General features: G+C 31.9%; 17 protein-coding genes. 9 read left to right on the top strand and 8 right to left on the bottom strand.

Features of this window, described 5'->3' with window-relative positions:
• Positions 1 to 87: 87 nt before the first annotated feature.
• Positions 88 to 807 (top strand): LytR/AlgR family response regulator transcription factor, encoded by a 720-nt coding sequence (locus ACEQT4_RS07060; protein WP_370226734.1) that lies wholly within the window; start codon positions 88 to 90, stop codon positions 805 to 807.
• Positions 808 to 1,009: 202 nt separating this feature from the next.
• Here the strand turns inward: ACEQT4_RS07060 and ACEQT4_RS07055 are convergent, their stop codons facing one another.
• Entirely contained in the window at positions 1,010 to 3,097 is a 2,088-nt protein-coding gene (locus ACEQT4_RS07055) for a S46 family peptidase (RefSeq protein ID WP_370226733.1), read from the bottom strand.
• A gap of 97 nt (positions 3,098 to 3,194) precedes the next feature.
• On the opposite strand from ACEQT4_RS07055, the gene ACEQT4_RS07050 reads away from it, so the two are divergent.
• The gene (locus ACEQT4_RS07050; RefSeq protein WP_370226732.1) at positions 3,195 to 3,716 is read left to right on the top strand and encodes a hypothetical protein; all 522 of its coding nucleotides are present in this window, start codon (positions 3,195 to 3,197) and stop codon (positions 3,714 to 3,716) included.
• Complete coding sequence (locus ACEQT4_RS07045; protein WP_370226730.1) at positions 3,716 to 4,501, top strand: amidohydrolase; 786 nt, start codon at positions 3,716 to 3,718, stop codon at positions 4,499 to 4,501. Before ACEQT4_RS07050 ends, ACEQT4_RS07045 begins: the two co-directional genes overlap by 1 nt.
• On the opposite strand, the gene ACEQT4_RS07040 is transcribed toward ACEQT4_RS07045, so the two are convergent.
• On the bottom strand, positions 4,488 to 6,098 hold the full coding sequence (locus ACEQT4_RS07040; RefSeq protein ID WP_370226729.1) for an Ig-like domain-containing domain: 1,611 nt from the start codon (positions 6,096 to 6,098) through the stop codon (positions 4,488 to 4,490). The genes ACEQT4_RS07045 and ACEQT4_RS07040 overlap by 14 nt on opposite strands.
• A gap of 57 nt (positions 6,099 to 6,155) precedes the next feature.
• On the bottom strand, positions 6,156 to 6,845 hold the full coding sequence (locus tag ACEQT4_RS07035) for a ComF family protein (RefSeq protein ID WP_370226728.1): 690 nt from the start codon (positions 6,843 to 6,845) through the stop codon (positions 6,156 to 6,158).
• Positions 6,846 to 7,047: 202 nt separating this feature from the next.
• On the opposite strand from ACEQT4_RS07035, the gene ACEQT4_RS07030 reads away from it, so the two are divergent.
• Together ACEQT4_RS07030 and ACEQT4_RS07025 are read left to right on the top strand one after the other, a co-directional pair.
• On the top strand, positions 7,048 to 7,953 hold the full coding sequence (locus ACEQT4_RS07030) for a hypothetical protein (protein WP_370226727.1): 906 nt from the start codon (positions 7,048 to 7,050) through the stop codon (positions 7,951 to 7,953).
• A gap of 79 nt (positions 7,954 to 8,032) precedes the next feature.
• Positions 8,033 to 9,577, top strand: coding sequence for a glycine--tRNA ligase (locus ACEQT4_RS07025; RefSeq protein ID WP_370213964.1), 1,545 nt, complete (start codon positions 8,033 to 8,035; stop codon positions 9,575 to 9,577).
• Positions 9,578 to 9,645: 68 nt separating this feature from the next.
• On the opposite strand, the gene ACEQT4_RS07020 is transcribed toward ACEQT4_RS07025, so the two are convergent.
• The 5 genes from ACEQT4_RS07020 to ACEQT4_RS07000 all read right to left on the bottom strand — a co-directional run bounded on the left by ACEQT4_RS07020 (position 9,646) and on the right by ACEQT4_RS07000 (position 20,315).
• Entirely contained in the window at positions 9,646 to 10,794 is a 1,149-nt protein-coding gene (locus ACEQT4_RS07020; protein WP_370226725.1) for an efflux RND transporter periplasmic adaptor subunit, read from the bottom strand.
• Between the two features lie 93 nt (positions 10,795 to 10,887).
• Complete coding sequence (locus ACEQT4_RS07015; protein WP_370226724.1) at positions 10,888 to 15,207, bottom strand: CusA/CzcA family heavy metal efflux RND transporter; 4,320 nt, start codon at positions 15,205 to 15,207, stop codon at positions 10,888 to 10,890.
• Positions 15,208 to 15,273: 66 nt separating this feature from the next.
• On the bottom strand, positions 15,274 to 15,663 hold the full coding sequence (locus tag ACEQT4_RS07010) for a hypothetical protein (RefSeq protein ID WP_370226723.1): 390 nt from the start codon (positions 15,661 to 15,663) through the stop codon (positions 15,274 to 15,276).
• A 92-nt stretch (positions 15,664 to 15,755) separates the two neighbouring features.
• Positions 15,756 to 16,790, bottom strand: coding sequence for a flavin-containing monooxygenase (locus ACEQT4_RS07005; protein ID WP_370226722.1), 1,035 nt, complete (start codon positions 16,788 to 16,790; stop codon positions 15,756 to 15,758).
• 81 nt (positions 16,791 to 16,871) lie between these two features.
• Positions 16,872 to 20,315 carry a hypothetical protein gene (locus ACEQT4_RS07000; RefSeq protein WP_370226720.1) on the bottom strand — a complete coding sequence of 1,148 codons (3,444 nt, stop codon included), beginning with the start codon at positions 20,313 to 20,315 and terminating at the stop codon, positions 16,872 to 16,874.
• 118 nt (positions 20,316 to 20,433) lie between these two features.
• Between ACEQT4_RS07000 and ACEQT4_RS06995 the strand changes: the two genes are divergently transcribed.
• The 4 genes from ACEQT4_RS06995 to ACEQT4_RS06980 form a co-directional block, all read left to right on the top strand.
• A complete protein-coding gene (locus ACEQT4_RS06995; protein ID WP_370226719.1) occupies positions 20,434 to 21,195 on the top strand; it encodes an exodeoxyribonuclease III in 762 nt (253 codons plus the stop codon).
• 28 nt (positions 21,196 to 21,223) lie between these two features.
• The gene (locus ACEQT4_RS06990; protein WP_370226718.1) at positions 21,224 to 22,180 is read left to right on the top strand and encodes an OmpA family protein; all 957 of its coding nucleotides are present in this window, start codon (positions 21,224 to 21,226) and stop codon (positions 22,178 to 22,180) included.
• Positions 22,181 to 22,501: 321 nt separating this feature from the next.
• Positions 22,502 to 23,539 carry an aldo/keto reductase gene (locus ACEQT4_RS06985; protein ID WP_370226717.1) on the top strand — a complete coding sequence of 346 codons (1,038 nt, stop codon included), beginning with the start codon at positions 22,502 to 22,504 and terminating at the stop codon, positions 23,537 to 23,539.
• 145 nt (positions 23,540 to 23,684) lie between these two features.
• Positions 23,685 to 24,482: hypothetical protein (locus tag ACEQT4_RS06980; protein WP_370226715.1), on the top strand; the 798-nt coding region annotated here is incomplete at its 3' end.

The following is a 24,482-nucleotide window of genomic DNA, read 5'->3' as shown; positions in this document are numbered from 1 at the left end:
TGTCTATTTAGAACAAGATATTGTAGTCTTAGAACATTTTTGGGTAGATTAAGGATATTATAAATATTTTTAGAAAATTTTGATTTAATGAGCCAAATAAAAATCTTAGTAGTTGAAGACGAAATACTAATAGCAGATAATATATGTGATACCTTGACAGATTTAGGTTACTTTACTTTGGAACCAGCATTAAATTATACAGAAGCAATATTATCTTTAAAAACTGAAGCACCAGATATAGTAATATTGGACATTAATTTGTCAGGAGAAAAATCTGGAATTGAAATAGCTGAAGTAATTAAAAGTCAATATGACATACCGTTTATCTTTCTTACATCCAACGCAGATAAAAACACAGTAAGTTTAGCAAAAAAAGTACAACCCAAAGCTTTTTTAGTTAAACCGTTTACACAAGAAGAACTATACTCTTCAATAGAGATAGCTCTTTCTAACCATATTAAGCATAACTTGGCTACATCGAATAATGATAAAAGTAAAAAGGTGTTGTTCTTAAAAGAAAAAGGAATTTTTATCAAAATTAAGCTTGAAGATATTCTATATATAAAAAGTGACCATGTTTATATTGAAGTAATTCTTTCTTCAGAAAAAAAGCATGTAATAAGAACAAGCTTAAATGATATATTAACTAAGCTAAATAAAAACTTTATTAGAATACATAGAAGTTATATCGTTAATTCTAATTATATAGATCAAATACAAAGCAATAAATTGTTTTTAAACAACTCCGAAATTCCAATTGGTAAAAGTTATAAAAATAAAATACTACAAAAAATAAATATAAATTAGTTTTTAATTATTTAAATGGGTTGTTAAGAACAATATACGTTCGTTTAGAACATAAATAACTGTATTGTAAATCATTAAGTTATCTTTAGGGTTAAAGACAATATTATATACAATATATTATACTTAGATTAGTAGTACATATGTGTGAAGTGTATAAAAAAGCCTGTAATTTTATTACAGGCTTTTTAAAATTCTAACTTTATTATTTTTTAGGATGAACCAATTTCATCTCTTCAATTAAGTGTTTGGCACCAGCAAATTTATCTATGATAAATAAAACATATCTAGCGTCAACCATTATGTTACGACAAATTTCTGGATCGTAATTCATATCACTCATTGTACCTTCCCAAACGCGATCAAAATTTAGTCCGATTAAATTTCCATTTGCGTCTATTGCAGGACTACCAGAGTTTCCTCCAGTGGTATGATTGGTACCTAAAAAGCAAACAGGTACTTTACCGTTTGCATCTGCATATTGTCCAAAATCTTTTGCAGCGTATAGGTCTAAAAGCTTTTGTGGTACATCAAACTCGTAATCTCCAGGTACATATTTTTCAATTACACCATCTAAGTAGCTTACTGGCATATAGTAAACAGCATCTTTAGGCGAATAGCCTTTTACCTTCCCGTAAGTTACACGCATTGTACTGTTAGCGTCAGGAAAATATCTAGCATCAGGTAACGCTTCCATCAAAGCTTTCATGTATTGTTTTTCTAAAGCAGTGATAGGTGCGTTTTTAGTTTCAAATTCTGGGTTTATTGTGCTGTAAAACTCATCAATAAATGGTTTTGCATATTTATAAGCAGCGTCTTTATTTAACTTTTTAAGGACGTCTTTTGGTTTACCATCAAGAAGTTTTAATGCTTCATCTAAATCTGTAAGAGCTGTTTTATCATAAATAGAAGCGTCTACTTTTTGTGTGTAAAAAGGCATAACGTTTTTAAAAACACCTTTATCTACATTTACATCATAATTTTTATGAATACCTTTTAAAGTTGAAGCAAAACGCGCTTTAGCTTTTTCAAAATTATCAGGATTTTGTTTAATAGCTTGCTCCATTTGATAAGCTCTAAGCGTCATGGTCATTAACTCGTTGGTAACAATAAATACTTCAATAAAATTTCTTCTTTTAATATTTATTGCTGCAAAATCTTTATAAAGTTGATCAAATTCAGGAAGAATGTTTCCGTATTTACTTTCTAAATTTTTGTCTTTTAAAGCTTTTGTAAATTCAGCTTCAAAAGCACGTCGTTCTGCTATTGCATTACTTTTTTCGATACCAAGATTTTCTCCAATCCATTTTTTCCACGCGTTAGCAATTCTTGCTTGTTTAGAGGCGTATTTAATACGTACCTCATCGTTAGCTTTCATGTTGGCATCTATAACTTTTAAAGCAGCTTCGCGTATTGCAATATTGCTTGGGTTATATTCTTGTGTGATGTGTTGTATAGCTACTGCAGGAAGATATTCGTTTGTACGACCAGGAAAACCAAATACCATGGTAAAATCGTCTTCTTCTATACCATCTAAAGATATTGGTAAATAATGTTTTGGTGTGTATGGTACGTTGTCTGTACTATATTTTGCTGGTCTGTTATTTTTATCTGCATAAATTCGAAATAAAGAAAAATCACCTGTATGTCTCGGGAAAACCCAATTATCTGTATCGCTACCAAATTTTCCTATGCTTGCTGGTGGCGCACCAACTAATCTAATATCTTCAAAACGTTCTGTAATAAATAAAAAATATTGATTACCCTTATAAAACGCCTTAACTTTAGAGTCTTGCCAAGGTTCTTTATCGTAATAAGTCTGAACTTTATTGCTGTTTTTGTCAATTATAGATTGCTTTTCTTTTTCAGACATTTCATCAGTTACACCAGCTAAAACATCGTTAGTAACATCTTCAATACGTACAATAAATTCAACAAAAAGACCTTCGTTTGGCAATTCTTCATCTAAATTCATTGCCCAAAATCCGTTTTTAATGTAGTCGTTTTCTAAAGACGAATGTGATTGTATTTGACTATAACCGCAATGATGATTGGTTAAAATTAATCCTTTTGGCGAGATCACTTCGGTAGTGCAACCACCATTAAAATGACCGATAGCATCCTTTAAACTAGATTTGTTAACGCTGTATATATCATCAGCAGTAAGCATGCTTCCAAGGTTAGCCATTTCGGTTTCATTCATTCCATCCAAAAGCGAAGGAATCCACATACCACCTTGTTGTGCAGATACGCTAAAAGTGATAAAAAGCAGTAAAAATTTTATAAGTCTCATTATATTTAGTTTATTAAAACTCAAATATAAAAAATTAGTTAAAGGCGTAAGCTAGCAAACATCAATTACTTATATTTAGGTATTAAATATTTTATAAATGAAATCAATAATTACTTTAATTATTATCCTATTAGGTGTAAGTTTTACTTTTGCTCAAGAAGTTACTTTAGACGATAAAAAATATCAAGTAGATGATAAAACAATTTTGTCTAATGGTACAGATGTTACTAATGCTTTAAATGAAGAGCAGCAGCAAAAAATATATGATTTAGCTGAAGAAAAGCAAAACGCATTAAAACAAATTGAATTAGAGAAAAAGGCATCTGAAAAAGCTAAAAAACAAGCCGAAAAACAAGCAAAACAATTAAAAAAGCTTGAAAAACAACAAAAAAAGACTCAAAAAGCATTAAAAAAGAAAGAAAATGCAATTGCTAAAAAAGCTAAAGCCGAAAAGCAATTAGCAAAAGCAGAAAAAGAAGCTAAAAAAGCACAATCTAAATATGAAAAACTTAGTAAAAAAGGAAAATTAAGTACAGAAGATGAAGCTAAATGGCTAAAAAAAATTGAAAAACTTAATGATAAAGTAGCCAAAGCAGAAAAGAAATTAAAAAAATTGTAATGGAACAAAATACTCTACATGTTGCGATAATTCAAGCAGATTTGGTGTGGGAAAATCCCAATCAAAACAGAGAAAATTTCACCGAAAAAATTGAAGAAATCACACAAGATGTAGATCTAATTGTATTACCAGAAATGTTTACTTCTGGTTTTACAATGACGCCAGAACATATTGCAGAAACTGAAGAAGGAGAGACTATTATCTGGATGAAAAAAATGGCTTTTCAAAAACAAGCAGCTATTGTCGGAAGTGTTGCAATTAAAGATAATAACCATTATTACAATAGATTATTTTTTGTGCATCCAAATGGTTTGGTAGACACTTACGATAAAAAGCACACGTTTACTTTAGCAGGCGAAGATAAGGTTTACAAAAGAGGAAATTCTAAAGTCATCGTAAATTATAAAGGTTTTAAAATACAACCTCTAATTTGTTACGATTTAAGATTTCCTGTATGGTCAAGAATAGCAGAAGAAGATTATGATGTATTAATCTATGTTGCTAATTGGCCAAAAATAAGAGTACATGCTTGGAATACTTTGTTACAAGCAAGAGCAATAGAAAACATGAGTTATTGTATTGGTGTTAACCGTGTTGGTTTAGATGCTAATAATTATGAGTATTCTGGTCACTCTGCAGTTTATGATGCTTTAGGTAAAAAACTTTCAAACACACAGCCAAATATTGAAGGTGTAGAAGTAATAGTTTTAAATAAAAAACATATTGATGATGTAAGAAGCAAACTTCGTTTTTTAGATGATAAAGATAGTTTTAGTTTAGAATAAATTCTTCAACATTACTCCAACGAACTCTAACTTCAACTTCTTTTTTACGGTAGCTTACACGTTCTGGCTGAATTTTTCTTAAAAAATCACCTGTGTCATATTTTCCGTTTTTATTGCTGTCAAAAACAACTCTTAAATAGTATTTTCCAGGTTTTAGATAGAAAAAATCTAATGGTTCTGGTTTTGTACTATACTTTTCGTATTTAACTTCACTTTTATCATTAACAAGTTGTACTAAAATAGGGTAAGTTGCATTTTTTACTAAAACTCTTGCTTCTCCTAGCGCATCAGGATCTGGAGTTTGCAAATTGTAGTTTAGAGAGTCGTTAGTGTTTTCAAAAAAGTCTATTACTGTTTCTGGTAAAATTGTTATTTTATACTGGCTTTTATCTTCTTTTGCAAATTTGATTTCCAGATGATTTAGTAATGTGTCAAGTTTAGTGTCAAAGTCAATAAAAACAGAGTCTTTATCCATAATGCTAATGTTATCCTTATTTACTTTAGTAATAGGGATATTAGCTTTTAATTTAAAACTTTCGTTTATAGCAATAGTATTTATAGGTTCTGCTCTTAGATTTAAAGAGTCTTTTAAATTATCCTTAAGCTTAACAGTAAATGTGTCTATTATTTTATCGTTTTGTACTTTAAAAATTAAAGAGTCTGTGTCTTCTAATTTTGGGTAGTAAAAATAATTTAAAGTATCTATGTCTTGCTCTTTTACAATTCTAAATTTAAAATCTTCAGGTACTTTGGATAATACATCTATTTTAGTTTTTGTATAATCACCTTGGTAACCAAATGCTATTTTTTCGCCTGCAACTAATCTTGGTTTAAATGCTTTATAATCTAAATCTTCTTTAAAGACCTTAAGTTGATAATTAGCAGAAGTATCTGGTACGGTAATGTAATCTTCAAAAAAGCCAATTTTATCACTTTTTTGCTCGTATAAATTATTGTTGTTATTGTCTTTTAAAGCTATTAAGCGGTATGTTCCAGCTTTTAAGTTTTCGATAGTAAAGTTTGTTGTGCTATCTAATGTGTTGGTGACGTATTTAGGTTTTTCTTTATATATGATTGAGTCTGTGTAAGTAGAATCTACTTCATAAAGATGAACAGATATAAAAGATTCTGTTATTCGGTCTAATCCATCTACTACACTTCCTTTAACGTTTAAAGAATCAATATAGTCTCCGGTAGAAAAGACGTAACGATAATACTCGTAAGGGTTTTCTTCGTTGTTATCTACAATACTATTACCAAAATTAAAGGCGTATGTAGTATTAGGTTTTAAAGTGTCGTAAATTTTAATTTTTATATACTCACTAGCAGAACTTAAAGGTGTTATTTCTGGTTGAATATCCATTGGAGGCGAAATAATTAACTGCTTCTGTAAATTTTTAACTTTTACATATTCATTAAAGTAGATTCTTATTTCGTTTGCGTTAAAGTTAGTCGAGTAATTTTCAGGTACAGTTTTTACTATTTCAGGTGGAGTTACATCTTTTGGTCCGCCGCCAATAGATCCACGGTTGGCACAGTTAATAGCAGTAAGTGCTAGTATTAAATAAAAACTAAAATTTATCCAACGTTTTTGCATAAAAAATCAAATAGAAGCACAAATTAACAACATATTTATGTCTTAACGAAAAATCCTTTATGCTATTGCCATACAAGCAATGCTTATTTTTATATTATTTGCTTTTTGAAGTTGTACGCAGCAAGACTCTATTGTATTTCCAGTAGTAATTATATCGTCAACTAATAAAATGTGTTTATTGTTCAATTTTTCTATGTTTTTAGTAGAAAAAAGTTCGTTATTAAGTTGCCATCTTTCAAGACGTTTTTTTGATGCTTGAGATTTTGAAGAACCACTAATTTTTATCAAAATATCATCTATAAATTCAGCTTGCAATGCGTAAGCAATTTCTTTTCCAAATTTTTCAACTTGATTATAACCACGTTTTTTTAGTTTTTTTGGATGTAAGGGTACTGGTATTACTATATCTACATCATTATAACTTTTTATAGTTTTAAGTTCTGTGCCTATCCATTTTCCAAAAAATTCACCTACTTTTTCATTGCCACCGTATTTAAGTTGATGTATTAAATATTGTACCGTGCCTTGTTTTTCAAACCTAAGTAAAGCAGTACCGTTTTCTATAGCAACACGACCGTATAAAACATTATCAATACTTCTATCATTATTAAAATGAAAATCTGTAATAGGTAATTTATGTCTACAGTCTGTACATATAAAATCTTCATTATCAGAAAGTAATTTTTTGCAAGCATTACAAACTGAAGGGAAGAAAATATTAATAAAATCTCTTATTAAATTTTGCATCGAATATTCGTTTTATTCTTCAATGAAAATAATGAATAAATGTTTAATATTAAAAACCTATGATTAAACATATTTCTAAATTTAGGTTTTAATAATTATAATTTGATAACCAATTAACATAGTTAATCAATTATTTTTTCGTTTTATCGATAATTATTGATGGTCTTTATTCTTCTTATTTACTTTGCAAAAAAAATTAACAATGATAGTTTTCCCTCAAACATATAACTACAAGTTAATTATTGGTTCATTGATAATAGCGTTATCCGTTTTAGGAGTTTTTACATTTCAAAATCAAAATAAGTTAGAAGAGTATAATGCATACTTAGCTCAAGAAAAAAGCTTAATTCAAAATGAGTTGTCAGAGATGATATCTAGATTTGATACTTTAGATATTGAAAACGAAGAATTAAGTTTACAATTAGAAGCTTCTAAGCTAAAACTAGAACAAGCGTTAGACTCTATAAAAACACTAGAAGTCACAGCCAATTTATTAACTCATTATAAGTCCAAAGTACAATTACTTAAGGAAGAAAAGGCGCGTATTCTTAACTTAGTTAATAGTTTAGAGACTCAAAATAAAACTTTACAAACAGAAGTTACTCAATCTAAACAACAATTAAGCAGTATAAAAGTTAAAGCCAATACATTAAAAGAAACAAATGTAAAGCTTAAAAAACGCAATGAAACCTTAAATAAACACATTGTTAAGGCAAGTCAAATGCAAATTACCATGTTAGATGCAAAAGCAGTAAAACGTGTTAGTAAAAATAAGGTTGTAACAACAGATAAAGCAAAAAGAACAAACAAACTTTTAGTAGAATTTGTAATACCAAAAAATGATTTAATTACTAAGGGTAAAAAAGATATTTATATACAAATAGTTAATCCAAATAATAATGTGGTGTCAAACAAAGACGAAGCTAAGTTTGGTAAACAATCTTTAATTTACAGCAAAAAGCTAGATGTTAATTTTAACAATAAAGATTTAGCAGTTTCAACTTTTATAGATGCTGATAAAGATGAACCTTTTAAACAAGGTGTTTATTTTGTAAACGTTTTTAACCAAGACAACCGTTTAGCTAGTACTTCAATATTGTTAGACTAATTTTCTTCTTAATTATTAGGCTTAAATCAGCCAAAAATTATATTGTAAACTTTTTATAAACGTTTATCTTTGCTGTATTATGGCAAACAACGACGATCAATTTAAAAAAGTAATCTCTCACGCAAAAGAGTATGGTTACGTATTCCAAAGTAGCGAAATTTACGATGGACTAAGCGCAGTTTACGACTACGCACAAAACGGTGTAGAATTAAAGAAAAACATACGCGACTATTGGTGGCGTGCAATGGTGCAAATGCACGATAATATTGTAGGTATTGATGCTGCAATTTTTATGCATCCAACCACTTGGAAAGCGTCTGGACACGTAGATGCTTTTAATGATCCGTTAATTGATAATAAAGACTCAAAAAAACGTTACCGCGCCGATGTTTTAGTTGAAGATTATTGCTTAAAAATCGAAGCTAAAATTGAAAAAGAAGTTAAAAAAGCCGAAAAACGTTTTGGCGATGCTTTTAATAAAGAAGAATTTTTAAGCACAAACGGTCGTGTTTTAGGTTATCAAGAAAAAATTGATACCATCCTAAAACGTCTAGGTAAATCTTTAGAAAATGAAGATTTAGCAGACGTAAAAGCCTTAATTGAAGAATTAGAAATAGCATGTCCATTAAGCGGAAGTAAAAACTGGACAGACGTTAAGCAATTTAACTTAATGTTTGGGACCAAATTAGGTGCAAGTGCAGACAGCGCAATGGATTTATACTTGCGTCCAGAGACAGCACAAGGTATTTTTGTAAATTTCCTTAATGTGCAAAAAACAGGACGTATGAAAATTCCTTTCGGAATTGCTCAAACAGGAAAAGCCTTTAGAAACGAAATTGTTGCAAGACAATTTATTTTTAGAATGCGCGAGTTTGAACAAATGGAAATGCAATACTTTATCAAACCAGGAACACAAAAAGAATGGTTTGATTACTGGAAAGAAACACGTCTTAAGTGGCATAAATCATTAGGTTTAGGTGAGGATAACTACCGTTTCCACGATCACGAAAAATTAGCACATTACGCAGATGCAGCTACAGATATTGAGTTTAAATTCCCTTTTGGTTTTAAAGAATTAGAAGGAATTCACTCACGTACAGATTTCGATTTAAAACAACACGAAGAATATTCTGGTAAAAAACTTCAATATTTTGATAACGAAGATAATACAAGTTATACGCCTTATGTTTTAGAAACCTCAATTGGTTTAGATCGTATGTTTTTAGCAGTGTTTTCAAACAGTTTACAAGATGAAACTTTAGAAGACGGAAGCGAAAGAACCGTTTTAAAATTACCAGCAGTCTTAGCGCCAACAAAAGCAGCAATTTTACCATTAGTTAAAAAAGACGAAGGTTTAACTAAAATGGCAAAAGATATTGTAGACGATTTAAAATGGGACTTTAACGTTACCTATGACGAAAAAGATGCAGTTGGTAGACGTTACCGTCGTCAAGACGCAGCAGGTACGCCATTTTGTATCACTGTAGATGGCGAAAGTCTAGAAAATAACACCGTAACTATACGTCATAGAGATACTATGGAACAAAAACGTGTTAAAGTTGAAGAGTTACGCGACATCATTAAAAAAGAAGTTGATGTAAAAGAATGGTTAATGAAGATGTAAAATTCCTGTAAAAACAGAAATTTATAAATAAAAAAACGCCCAAAACTTTATGTTTTGGGCGTTTTAGTTTAATGACTATGTCCGCTTTCACCACTTTCTTCAAGTAACATTCCAATACCTTTAACTAATATTTGTTTTTTTTGTAAAATGTCAGGATTTAAAATTTCTGTAGCATTTTCGTCTTGTTGTCCTATGTTTACTTTTAGCTTTTTAAATTGATAGCCATCAGTAGTTGTTTCATCTAAAACAAGCACATAATTATTTTTGTCTTCACTTATGATAGCTTCGTTTGGCAAGCCAAGACCTTTTTTACTGTCTGTAATAATGTTAGCTTCTACAAACATACCAACAATAAAATTAGCTAAGTCTTTATCTACGTGTCCGTGAACTTTAACACGTCTTGTAGTTTCATCAATTGTGGTACCTACTAAATGTACGTCTGCTTCAAAAGTTTTTTCTGAAGCTTCAGGAATTTTAAACTGTATTTTTTGACCTTTTTTGATGTGCATAATATCTTTTTCAAATACCGATAATTCCAAATGAATATGATCAATATCTACAATTTCTAATATTACATCGTTTGGCGCAACATAAGCACCATTACTTACATTTACTTTAGTGACGTTTCCATTAATTGGCGCATATAGACTAATTGTTGAGGTAATATTCCCTTGTTCTACAGCAGCTGGACTAATATTCATCATTTGTAATTTTTTCTTTAGTCCGTTGTAAGTGGCTAGACTACTTTTATAAGTGCTTTGTGCTTTTAGATAGTTTTTTTCTGAAGTAATTTTTTCATCAAACAACGTTTTTTGTCTGTTAAATTCAGCTTTTAAGTAATTAAGTTGCTCTGCGATTTCTAGATAGCTTTGCTGAATTTCAACATACTCAGGATTTTTTAAGCTTACTAAAAGTTGTCCTTTTTTAACTTCGTCACCAACTAAAAGTGGTGTATTTGTAATATATCCACCAATAAATGTCGTGATACTCGATTTGTTTTTTGGTGGTACGTCTATCATTCCGGTAACAGCAATTCCTGTTGAAAAATCAAGTGTTTTCAAAGTATCTAAAACCATTTGCTCGCTTTTAAATTGTGCTTTGGTTACCGTTATTACATTGCTTTTGGTTGGTGTGTTTTCAACGGTTTCAGTGTTGTTTTCTTTATTTCCGCAGGTTAAAAATAAAAGCGAAAAAAGAAGTATGTATATATGTTTCATAGATTTAAAATTTTCAAGAATCATTGGTTCGGTTATTTACTTTTCTAAAGTTGTTGGTCTTTATTTGCCAAATGCCCATTATGGGCTTTCATGTTAAAAAATATTTAGAGTAAGGTGGTTAATTTGTATTACGGTTTGATTGTAAGCGTTTAAATTTTCCAAATACGATAATTCAATTTCGCTAGCGGTTTCAAGACTTTGTATGTATTGAAAAAAGTCAATTTCACCTTCTTTAAACGTACGATTTGCGGTTTTTATAATTTGATTTTTCAGCTCTTCACCTTCATTATTATAGTAATTGACAGCTTCCTCATATTGTGCTAAAGTCGCCAAAAGCGCATTGTATTTAGTATTTAATTTGGTTTTGTAATCTTGTTGTTGCTCTTTAATAATGTCTTTAGCAATTTTTGAAGCTTTTATTTTTGAAGCATTGCCAGAAAACAACAACGGAATTTTCAAACCTAATTGATACCCTTTTAAATTGGTATTTAATTGGTCATTTGTACCTTGAAAATACTCTACACTAATGTCTGGTAACAGGTTTTGTTTTTCCTGTTGATAGATGGCGTTTTGATAGTTTTTAGCTTGTTCAAAGTATTGAAAACCAACATTGTTTTGTATTGAAATAGTTTCAATTTGTAACTGTTCAAGCGGTTGGTCTACTATATCTAAACTATCAACTTGTACAATACTTTTTAATTGCTCTTTAGAAAAAGCAACTTCTTTAAGTGCTTGTTTGTATAAGGTTTCTAACTGTTTTTGTTTGGATTTAGCGGTAATCATTTCTAAATAATTGGTTTCGCCAAGTTCAAAACGGCGTTTTGATTTACTGGCAAAATCTTGATACAGACTATCTAAATATTTGTAAGTTTTTGACTTGTTTTTAGCATAACTCAACTGATAATAGTTGGCGTAAATCGCTTGCTGTAATTGCAGAAATCGAAGATTGTAATGTGTTTCTTCTAAACTAGCTTTTGCTTTATTCGTTTTCTTTTCCGCAAAATATACCGTTGGAAATTTAAAATCTTGAGCAATACCAAACACCTTTAATGGTTGATTGTTTATGGCTAAATTATTTTCGTCATAACTGTAATAAATAGACGTTTTATCAAAACTAAATGCGCTTCCTATTAAAGCATTACTTTCGTCTACCTTAAGATTCGACGCTTTTAAACTAGCATTATTTTCTATAGCTAACGCTAAGGTCTCTTCAATGGTTAATGGATTTTGTGCGTTAGCATTCATCATAAAAAAGAAACCGAGAATGGTAACAATTGCAGTTTTATTCATTTTTATGTCTTTTTTAGTTTCAAACCAAGCGTATAAAACAGGTAACACGATTAGGGTTAATACGGTTGCAGAGACTAGTCCACCAACCACTACCGTTGCTAAAGGACGCTGAACTTCGGCACCAGCATTGGTCGAAACCGCCATAGGTAAAAACCCTAAAGCTGCTGCTGCTGCGGTTAGTAAAACAGGTCGCAAACGCTCAGAAGTACCTCGTTTTATACGTTCTTCAATATCGTCCATACCGTGTTCTTTCAGTTCTTTAAAATGCTCAATAAGTACAATACCATTAAGTACTGCAATACCAAAAAGTGCAATAAAACCAACACCTGCCGAGATACTAAACGGTAAATCGCGTAACCATAAAAGCAATACGCCACCAACAGCAGATAATGGAATAGCAGAGTATACTAATAAGGCTTCTTTTACTGAGCTAAATGCAAAATACAGCAGTAAGAAAATTAAGGCTAAAGCAATTGGTACCGCAATCATTAAACGTGCTTTGGCACTTTGTAAATTTTCAAATTGTCCGCCATAAGTCACGTTGTAACCAACAGGTAATTTTAGTTGTTGGTCTAGAATGGATCTGACATCATCTACTACCGATTGCAAATCGCGGTTACGTACATTAATCCCAACGACTATACGACGTTTGGTGTCGTCTCTTGAAATTTTTGCAGGTCCAGTGGTGTATGTGATTTCTGCTAATTCGCTAAGCGGAATTTTTGTTCCACTTGGTGTATCGACATATAAATTTTGAAGACTGGCTAGGTTTTTTCTATTGTTTTGGTCTAAACGCATCACTAAATCAAAGCGCTTTTCGCCTTCAAAAACTTGACCAACAGTTCCGCCAGCAAATCCCATTGAAATTACTTGATTAACATCGGAAATATTAAGTCCGTAACGTGCAATTTTACTTCGGTTGAAAGACACACTCATTTGAGGTAAACCTTCAACTTTTTCAATTATTATATCTGAAGCACCTTCTACATTTTTAATTAGTTCTTTGACTTCGTCTGCTTTATTGGCTAAAATGGATAAATCTTCGCCAAATATTTTAATAGCCACATCGGCTCTAACACCTGTGATTAGCTCGTTAAAACGCATTTCGATAGGTTGTGTAAATTCCACTTCCATACCAGGAATGATGCTTAATGCTTCTTTAAATTTATCTGCTAGTTCGTCTTTACTTTTCGCGCTTACCCATTCGTTTTTTGGTTTTAGTTTTATGATGACATCGCTTTCTTCCATAGACATTGGATCTGTTGGGACTTCGGCAGCACCAATACGACTAACAACTTGGTCAACTTCTGGGAAATTTTCTAATAGAATATTCTCAATTTTAGTCGTGATTTCGATGGTTTTTCCAAGTGATGTTCCTGTTTTTAAAACAGGTTGAATTACGAAGTCGCCTTCGTCTAAAGTTGGTACAAATTCACCACCCATTTTACTAAATAAAAAGATGCTGATAGCGAGTAGAATTCCGGCTATACTTACTACTGTTTTTTTACGATGTAAAGCCCAATTAATAGTAGGTCTGTACCAAGAGTTAAGCACTTTCATTAACCTAACGGAAACATTTTTTTCGCTTGGTGCTTTAGGTTTCAAAAACAATGATGATACTACTGGAACATAAGTGAGACAAAGTAACATTGCACCAACTAACGCAAAACTGAATGTTAATGCCATAGGCTTAAACATTTTGCCTTCTACACCGCTTAATGATAAAATTGGAATAAAGACTATTAAGATGATTAATTGTCCAAAAATGGCAGAATTCATCATTTTTGAGGCACTTTTTAATGTGATTTGATCGATTTCTGACTGTTTTGCTTCTTTTGTGAGTGATTTTAGTTTTTCACTTTCGGTAATAATTCTAAAAGCAATAAACTCGACAATAATTACAGCGCCATCAATAATAATTCCGAAATCTATCGCGCCAAGACTCATTAAATTGGCATCTACACCAAAAATATTCATCATTGAAATGGCAAATAATAAACTCAACGGAATAACAGACGCAACGACCAAACCTGAACGCAAATTGCCAAGCAATAACACTACAACGAATATGACAATGAGTGAGCCTAAAATTAGGTTTTCGGACACGGTAAAGGTGGTTTTCCCAATCAGTTCGCTACGTTCTAAAAATCCGTTGATGTAAATACCTTCTGGTAAGCTTTTTTGGATATCTTTTACACGTTCTTTTACGGCGTCGATAATAGCTTTAGAGTTACCATCCTTAAGCATCATAATTTGCCCAAGCACTTTTTCGCCTTCACCATTACCGGTAATAGCACCAAAACGCGTGGCACTTCCAAAACCAACTTTAGCAACGTCTTTAATATAAATTGGCGCGCCTTCATTTTTGACTACGATTTGCTCAATATCTTCAAGGTTTTTAACCAAGCCTTCGCCACGAATAAAATAGGCTTCATCATTTTTTTCGATATAACCACCACCAGCAACGCTATTATTTTTTTCTAATGCATCATAGATTTCGGATACCGAAATATTCATAGCATTTAGCTTGTTTGGGTTAATAGCAACTTCGTATTGCTTTAAAAATCCGCCCCAAGTATTAACCTCTACTACACCAGGAATACCAGAGAGTTGTCGTTTTACAATCCAGTCTTGGATGGTGCGCAAATCGGTAATGGAATATTGGTCTTCGTAACCAGGTTTTACATCTAAAATGTATTGGTATATTTCGCCCAAACCAGTGGTAATTGGTCCCATTTCTGGCGAGCCAAAACCATCTGGAATTTTCTCAGAAGCTGACTTAATTTTTTCGGCAATTAATTGTCTTGGTAGATATGTGCCCATTTCATCTTTAAAAACAATGGTGACTACCGAAAGTCCAAATTTAGAAACTGAACGGATTTCTTCAACACCTGGTAAATTAGCCATTTCTAGCTCGACAGGATAGGTGATAAATTGCTCAACATCTTGCGTAGATAAGTTACGTGATGTGGTAATCACTTGGACTTGGTTATTGGTAATATCTGGTACAGCGCCAATAGGAATTTGGGTTAAAGAGAAAATTCCGAAACCAATAATAAATGCTGTAAAAAGGAAAATAATAAGCTTATTATTTAAGCTTGATTTTATGATTTTTTCTAACATAATTCATGATAATAAAATTGAAAAGTACCTGTTTGTTATTGAAAACAGGATGAATTTTAAAATGAATTATGCGTGTTTTGGTGGTTGAAAAACAGATGGTTTTTCGAAAGAAGTAAAGGATTCTTTATAGAAGAAGTTGAAAGGGATTTCAATGAAGACTTCATTGCTTATTTTAAATGAAATATTAGGACTTATAAAAGACAAATTAACGTGAGTACACATATGATGGTTGTCTTTAAAAGGCAAGTCTTCATGCTCTTTATGCTCGCTTTCGTGATTATCTCTAGCTTCTCCATAATGTTCAGCTAAAAAGTCAAAAAAAGAATCGCCATACATTTCTTTATGAAATTGAGCATGATCAATCAAGGCATTAATCTTAGAAATGTCGTCTAAGTTAATATTGAAACTTTGAATAAGAATCAGAAACGAATATGTTAATGCCAATATTTTGTTCATGCCTTACGAAATTACAAAATTAAAGGAATTAAACTGTTACAAAAGTTACATATGACTGTTAATATAGAACGTTTTTAATTAAGGATTTTTATTTATAAAATATTATTAGCTAGGTAATTGGCGTCTTTTTTTATGCCGCCTAAAGTAGCAGATCCACGTGTGTGTAACCATGGTAAACCAATAAAATATAGTCCGTTTGTTGTGCTAATACCACGATGATGTTTTGGATAACCATTTTGGGTTAACTCAATATTTTTTATCCAATTAAAGTTGGGTTTATAACCGGTTGCCCAAACAATATTTTTTACATCGTTAAGTGTTTTTTTTGATGTTTTAATAGTGTTTTTTTCGGCGTCAAGTGTGTATCCGACAGGTATAACGTTATCTCTGTTAATTATAGATTTTACATCTGTGCCAATAATTGGCTGTTTAGATTTACTAATCTTTTTTCCAAGCCAAGAGTCCTTACTAAAACTTAAAAAGCCTGTTATAGTAAACCACCACCAAAGTGTTTTTCCTAAGATTTCTTGTGGTAAAGTTTTGATGTCTGTATTTCCTGAGAAATAAGTTTTATTATTGGTTTGTTTTGAAATTTCATCTAAAATCTGAAATCCGCTATCACCGCCACCAACAACCATTGTTGCGCCATCTTTAAGTTGTTCCGGATTTTTGTAGTAATTACTATGTATTTGAAAAATATCTTCGGAAAGATTATTATGAAATTTTGGCGTGTAAGGAATATGAAACGGTCCAGTTGCTACAATAACTTCTTTGCACTTTAAATCACCTTTATTTGTTTTTACAATAAAATGATTGTCTTTCTTTTCAATGCGTTCTGCAAGCGTGTTTAATTGCACTGGGAAGTCAAATTTTTCTACATAAGCTTTAAAGTAATCTGCGACTTCGTATTTGTCAGGATAATGTCCTTTAGGTGCAGGAAAAGGCATTCCTGCAAGATGATTAAACTCGGTTGGTGTAAAAAGTTTTAACGAGTTCCAACGGTTAAGCCAAGAAGCACCAATTTCATCCTCTTTATCAATTATTAAAAAATCTTTTTGATTTTTCTTTAAGTGATAAGCCATAGATAATCCTGCTTGTGCTGCACCAATAATTATAAAATCTTTCATTAAAACGTATTGTGGTTATTGTCATAGTATACGTTTTTTAAAGGGTTTTAGCAAATGGAAGTTTTTAAAATACGTAAATGCTTAAAAATAAGCTTTTAACTGTACGTTACCGGTATGAATGGTTTTTGAGGTTTCAGTTTTTCTACCAAAATAATTAAGATTTAAATCTAAAAATTTGGTTAGTTTTTTTTGCGCTAAAAGTGTCCAAGTAAAGTTTTTTCCTGGTTGTAAACCTTCTAATAATTGATAAGCTACAGGACTGTTGGCGTTGCCTGTAAAGTCGTTATTGAATACGTTAAATTCAGCAGAAATTGCGCCAGATTGTGCATTGCTTTTAGGCGAAAACGCAAATGATAAACCATACTTTTGCTGCTGTAAAGTTTCTAAATTATTAATTGTATTTTCTTTGTTTGTATATTGATAAAACACGTCAAATTGAACATTATCATTTAATAAATATGATATTTTTGGGTTGAAAGCTTCAGTATCTAAATCGAAATTTTTACTGCTAAAGTTTTGACTTTTATTAAATTGATTTTCTAAAGTAGAGGTTAAAGTAACTAGCCAACTATTAGCTATTTTGTGCGTGAAATTTAATTGGTGACTTTTCAATTTGTTTTCTATAAACCCAAAACTTAGTGTGCTTTTAGATTGATTGTTTAAATACGTGTAAGACGTTGTATAGCGTTGCTTGCCTCGGTTAAAAAACAGTACATTTCTAAAGTTTTGGTTAAGTCCCAATTGATTGTCTTCGTCTTTTTTAAAAGGATTTAAATCAAAATTATCACCGTTTCTTCTAATTTTTCTATCAATTAAATAACTGGTTTGATTGTAAAATTTAGATAATAATTTTTTTCCTTTTTGCTCTGAATTCACCCAATTTATTGGGTTTAAAGTTAGGGTTTGACTCAATCTGTTTTGATGTGTTTTTATATAAACTTGATTAGGTAATAACACACGAATATATTCACCTTGATCGGTAAATTGAGCAATTTCAAATTCTTCTAATTCTTGTATACCGTTATTATTATAATCAATCCAAGTGTATGCGCCTTGACCAGGTTCTACTTGCACGTAAGTGAAATCTTGTTGAGGTAAAGAGCCAGAATTAGTCTCGAAAGCAGTATTCCAAATAACACCATTTTTTAGAAACTTTTGATTGAATAATATACGCGAGTTTAGAGAGTTTTCGTCTGCAATGTCTTCATCTTCATAAGTCAGCGTACGGTAATTAACATACATTGATAGATTGGTGTTTTTGTTACTTATCAAACGCGAATCTAAATAGTATGTTTTTGAGGTATTAACACGAGTTAATTTTTGATTTTGAATACTGTCATTAACTCTAAATTTATAACCAACTTCTGCAAAAACATTGGTGCTATCACCAATTCCTGTAAAGGCTTGATAAGCTGTAAAACGTTGAGATAGGTCTGTAAAAGCTTGTGTTTCTTTAATGCGCTCTTTGTTTTCTTCAGCTGAAAAACCAGCCCCAAACCATTGCTTTTTTAAGGCGTAAATGGCTTTGTTGTAACTTCTGAAAAATCTAGATTTGTTAAAAGTTGCATCCGAATTTAATAGACTTGTTTGTGATGAAATATTAAGTTTTTTAAGTCTTAAATTGGTGTTTAAATTGTGTTTGCTTCCGCTAAATGTTCCTGAGTAGTTTAAATGCTGAAAGTTGTAACTTGCATTTCCTTTTTCTGGGTGAACAGCCTCAAAACCTGCTGAAATTAAAGCTTGATTTCCTAAGGTTGTATTTTGAAGATTGGTGCTGTTTTGGCTTAAATTCCAGTCACGATTAAATTCTGGTCGGTATAAACGTTGTATAGTTTTAAAATCTTGATTGATGTAATCTATATCAGCAATTGCATTAAGATTCCAAAGACTATCTTGTTTGATTATGGACTGTTCTACGGTTAATTTACCTGCATAACCATTATTGTTTTCATCATCTAAATTAGAAAACAGGTTAAGGTCGTTTTTGCTACCGGCTAATTCAAAACTAATGTTTGTTTTTTCATTTGGTGTGTATTCACCATTTACTACTGCAATTTGTAAAAGCGTTGGCGCTACTAATTGTACTACAGGTGCATAATTACCTTGTGGTATACCATTTATTGGCGCAACGTATTCATAAATATTATTAATGGCATTTGACGATGATAGTATATAATCACCTAGATTTTCTCCAATTAAAGTAAAGGTAACGCTGTAAAGCTCGTCATCTGGGTTGTTGGAGAATATGTAAATCTCTTCTCCGTTAAAAAGTTCTTTTTTGTATAAAATTCTATTTTCATTATATGCTTCTAGGACTTCAGAAGGCGCTGTCATTAGGTTTTGATCATCACCTGCGTTGCTTAAAATTTCAGCTTGTGCTTGAGAGATATTTTGTTGTAATGGATTGTTTTTAGAATCGTTTTCAGAATAGACAGAAGCGCCAATTTTCAGTTTTTCGCTACTGTAATTTCCACCTCCAAAAGCCACAATTCTTGAGTAATTTCGTTCAGAATATTGAAAATCAACACTAATTCTCATTTCTGAAGTTACAGGATACGTAGGGTTGAAAATAATTTCACCTGCATTGTAATCTATAATATAATCTTCGTTTTCTCCTCTTTTTAACGGTAGGCCATTTACGTAAACGGTTTCACTTCCAGAAACAATAAGTACAAACAACTCGCCACTTGGACCTTGCAGTTTGTACGGACCTTGATTACCTTCTTGAGCGGTGAATTGGTAGTTGGTAAATTGTCCGCGTACCAAAGCGCCTGACGCAAAAATATTGGTTTGATGGTTGTCGTCACCCAAGTTAGCTCTTATTTGTAAGCCTTGCACTCGCTTAGAAAAATTAGCAAAATAAGAGTTGTTGTTTTGTAAGTCTATATCTCCAGCACGTATCGCCCAACGGTCACTAAAAAGCTCTAAAAACACTTGGTCAAACTCGTCTAAGCGTTGTGAGTAACCACTTTCTTGTAATGGTATGTTGGCATCTTGTATACTGGCACGCAGTGAGACTTTGTCGTTTAGTTTACCGGTTATTTGTAAATCTAATTCGCTATTCAAAACCGAATTTTGGTTGTTACCAATAGTCACACCACGACTTATACTACCTGTAGTGGTTAAACCATCAAAAGGTGTAAAAGTGTTGGTAATATTGGGTTGTTTAAGTTGTACAAGTTTATCAACGTTTGCAGTACTTTCTACAATAACGCTTTTGTCAAATTGTTGGTAAGTTCTAGTTAAAAATTCAGGATATTTTTGGTAGCTTACTATTACAGAATCTCCTTCAATAGGTTTTAAAAGTTGAAGCGTTGACGTTGCAAAATCAATAGTGTAATACGTAGTATCTAAAATCTGATTGCTTTTAGTTTTTAATTCAAAAAAATTAGAATTTATACTTACGCTATCTACTTTTATAGTGTCTTTGACAGCGATGGTTTTCTTTACCAATAAAGCATCTTGGTCTTGCCCAAAAGCAAAAAAGACTGACAAGAAAATAAAAAAGGTAAAGCAATTTTTCATCTACAACTATAACAGCAAAATTGTTACTTTATTTTGTTAATATTTTTTAGTTAAAAAGGCTATAATTCATCTTGTAAAAGTAACGCATTATTTATTTTAGCAGAAATTAATAATTAAGATGAAAATTATCTCGTACAACGTTAACGGAATTAGAGCAGCAATAAATAAAGGATTTATAGATTGGTTAAAAAGTGCAAATCCAGATATTTTGTGTTTGCAAGAGATAAAAGCAATGGAAGAACAGCTAGATTTAGACTTGTTTAAAGACGCTGGTTACCATTATAATTATTGGTTTAGCGCACAAAAAAAAGGGTATAGCGGTGTAGCTGTGTTATGTAAAACCGAACCAGACCATGTCGAGTTTGGAACAGGAATAGAATCTATGGATTTTGAAGGCAGAAACTTGCGTGTTGATTTTGGACATTTATCGGTGATGAGTATGTATTTGCCTTCTGGAACAAACGATGCTAGATTATCACACAAATTTGAATATATGGACATGATTCATCAATATTTAAATGATTTACGTCAAGAACGACCTAATCTAGTTGTTTGTGGAGATTACAATATTTGTCATGAAGAAATAGATATTCATAACCCAAAAATGAAAGGCGTTTCAGGGTTTTTACCCGAAGAGCGCGAGTGGTTAACAAGCTTTATAGATAGCGGTTTTATTGATTCTTTTAGGTTTCTTCATCCAGAAAGACAAGAATATTCGTGGTGGAGCTACCGCGCCAATGCAAGAGCAAACAACAAAGGTTGGCGTTTAGATTACGCAATGGTTAGCGAGCCATTACAACAAAAAATAAAAAGAGCAGTTATATTACAAGAAGCAAAACACAGTGACCATTGTCCAATTTTGCTAGAACTAGAAAACTAATAAACAACAATCCCAAATTAATTAAACAATGAAAAACACCTTTTTAACTTTAATGCTTTCAACTTTTGTATTATCAAGTTGTGTATCGCCAAAAGTGTACAAAGAGCTAGAAAGTAAATATGCAGACTTAAAAAAAGAAAATAGATCTTTAAAAGATCAAAATAACGATTTACAAAAAGCAAAAAACCAAGCTGAAAATGACTTAGCTTCATTACAAGCAAAATATGACGAAGCAGTAGCAAAACGTGATCAATTACAAGCAGATCTAGCAGCAACAAAAACTAATTATGATACTTTAAAAGCATCATATGACGCTTTAGAAGCAAATAGTAGTTCTGCAATTGCAGCAAATACAAAAAAGAACAGAGAATTATTATCGCAATTAGAAGCTAAAGAACAAGCATTAGCTACAGAAAACGCTAGATTAGAGCAGTTAAAAAAAGAACTAGAAGCAAGATCACAACGTGTAGCAGATCTTGAAGCAATAATATCTGCAAAAGAAGCAGAGATGAATGAGTTAAAAGATGCTATTTCAAGTGCGTTAGTAGATTTTGAAGGTAAAGGTTTAACTGTAGAAAAGCGTAACGGAAAAGTTTATGTATCTATGGAAAATAAACTGTTATTCCAATCAGGTAGTTGGGCAGTAGGAACACAAGGTAAACAAGCAGTAAAGCAGTTAGGAACAGTGTTGGCAGATAATCCAGACATTTCAGTATTGATAGAAGGACATACAGATAATGATCCGTATTCTGGTAACGGAAACGTAAAAGACAACTGGGATTTATCCACTAAACGTGCTACAGCGATAGTTAACATACTTCAAGAAAATAAAAACATCAATCCAGAAAGTTTAACAGCAGCAGGTCGTGGCGAGTATGCTCCGGTAGCAACTAACGACACAGCTGAAGGAAAAGCAAAAAACCGTCGTATAGAGGTTATTTTAACACCAAAATTAGACAAAATCACAGAGTTGTTAAATAATTAGGGCGTTAACACACACTTCGACTACGCTCAGTGCAAGTAGTCGGGCTTTCTCAAGTCGCAATCAAAGATGTGCTCCAACAATTGCTTAACTACGAAGTAATCATGAATACGTTAATTTGAAATAAATAATAATGAATAACCCCTAACGAGTCACACTGAGCGCAGTCGAAGTGCAGGCTTAAGTAAAGGTTCTTTCATAAAAATAGGACTAAAGTTTTTAGCTAACTTTCAGTAAAAATTTCTTAACAAACATTTAGACCTTTAGTTAAATTATTTAATTAAAGGTCTTTTTATATTTGTTAAAAAGTAAACTATCCAAAAAATGAAATATACAACGCTTCCAAACACAGATATAAAAGTGAGTAAAATTTGCCTAGGTACTATGACTTGGGGAAATCAAAATACCGAAGAAGAAGGTCATGCGCAATTAGATTATGCGTTAGAACAAGGCGTGAACTTTATAGACACAGCAGAGCTATATCCAGTACCTGCTGAAGCAAGAACACAAGGAAGAACTAGTGAAATAATAGGGACATGGCTTAAAAAAACAGGACATAGAGAAAAAGTTGTTATTGCATCCAAAATAGCTGGACCAGGCGATTATACAGCACACATACGTACGTCAGGATTTAAAAAAGGATCTGTTAAAGATGCTGTAGAAAAAGAACTAAAACGATTACAAACAGATTATATTGATCTGTTTCAGTTACATTGGCCAGAACGACAAACTAATACGTTTGGTGTAAGAGATTATAATCATAATCCAAATGACCAATGGGAGGATAATTTTAAAGACGTTTTAGAGCAGTTAGAGGCTGTGAAAAAAGAAGGGAAAATCCGTTTTGCAGGACTTTCTAACGAAAAAGCATGGGGAACAATGCGTTATTTAGAAGAGTCTAAAAAGCATAATTTAATAAGACCGATAACCATTCAAAATGCGTACTCATTAATTAACCGAGTTTTTGAAGGAGACATGGCTGAAATTTCTATAAGAGAAAATATAGGATTATTAGCTTATTCGCCTATGGCATTTGGTGTGTTATCTGGTAAATATATTAAAGGAACTGCAGGAGAAAACTCTAGATTAAAATTGTTTCCAAGATTTGCTAGATACAGTAGTGAAAATTCAACAATTGCAACAAAAAAATATCTAGAGCTAGCAGAAGCTAATAATCTTAGCTTAGCGCAAATGGCATTGGCTTTTGTTAATCAAAGACCATTTATAACTAGTAATATTATTGGAGCAACTAATTTAGAGCAACTTAAAGAAAATATTTCAAGCATTAATATTGAATTATCTTCAGAAATTTTAGAAAAAATAAATCAAATTCATTCCATAACACCTAATCCCGCCCCTTAATCGATAGTCGTTAAAGGATTAGTCGCTGTTTTCTTTTAAACGATAAATTAAAACATTTTATCTATATTAACTATTTAGGGCAAGTAGTAGTAGGTTTTTTTTAATAGCTTAGATGTTTCTAAAACTAAACATCTCATTAATTAATATGAAAAAAACTACTCTACTAATTTGTTTGATTGCTTTATTTTCGAGCATACAATCATTTTCACAAATTACCAGTTATCCTTACTCAGAAGATTTCGAATCTGGAGATGGTGGCTGGACAGCAAACGGTACAGGAACATGGGCTTTAGGAACACCAGCAGCTACTATCATAAATAGTGCGGCATCTGGTAGCAACTCATGGGTAACAAATCTAACTGGAAATTATAATAGTAATGAGGACTCTTTTGTAAGTAGTCCAATTTTTGATCTATCAACATTGTCATCACCAAGCATTGAAATGAGTATTTGGTGGGAATCAGAGTTTAGTTGGGATGGAACTGTATTACAGTCATCTATTGATGGTGGAGCAACATGGCAAAATGTTGGTGCTTTTGGAGACCCTAACAATTGGTATACAGATACTACAATTAATGGTAATCCAGGAGGGCAACAAGAAGGATGGACAGGACGAGATGGTACTGGGTCTAATGGATGGGTAACTGCACGTCATGCTTTAGTAGGCTTAGCAGGCGAAAGTAGTGTTCAGCTAAGAATAGCTTTTGGATCAGATGGATCTGTTCAAGATGAAGGATTTGCTTTTGATGATGTGTCTATTTTTGATGTGACATGCCCTGAGCCATTAAATTTATCGGTTACAACTTTAAGTGAGAGCACTGCAGATATAACATGGTTAGCAGGCGGATCAGAGACTGAATGGCAAATTTGGATACAACCAGCAGGAACAGGAGGGCCAACAACAGATGGTACAACAACATCGACTAACAATCCTTATCCAGCA

Source organism: Mesoflavibacter sp., assembly GCF_964226795.1.
Taxonomy (GTDB): domain Bacteria; phylum Bacteroidota; class Bacteroidia; order Flavobacteriales; family Flavobacteriaceae; genus Mesoflavibacter; species Mesoflavibacter zeaxanthinifaciens.
The sequence above is the reverse complement of the archived record's forward strand: the minus strand, read 5'-3'. Positions and strand labels throughout refer to the sequence as shown.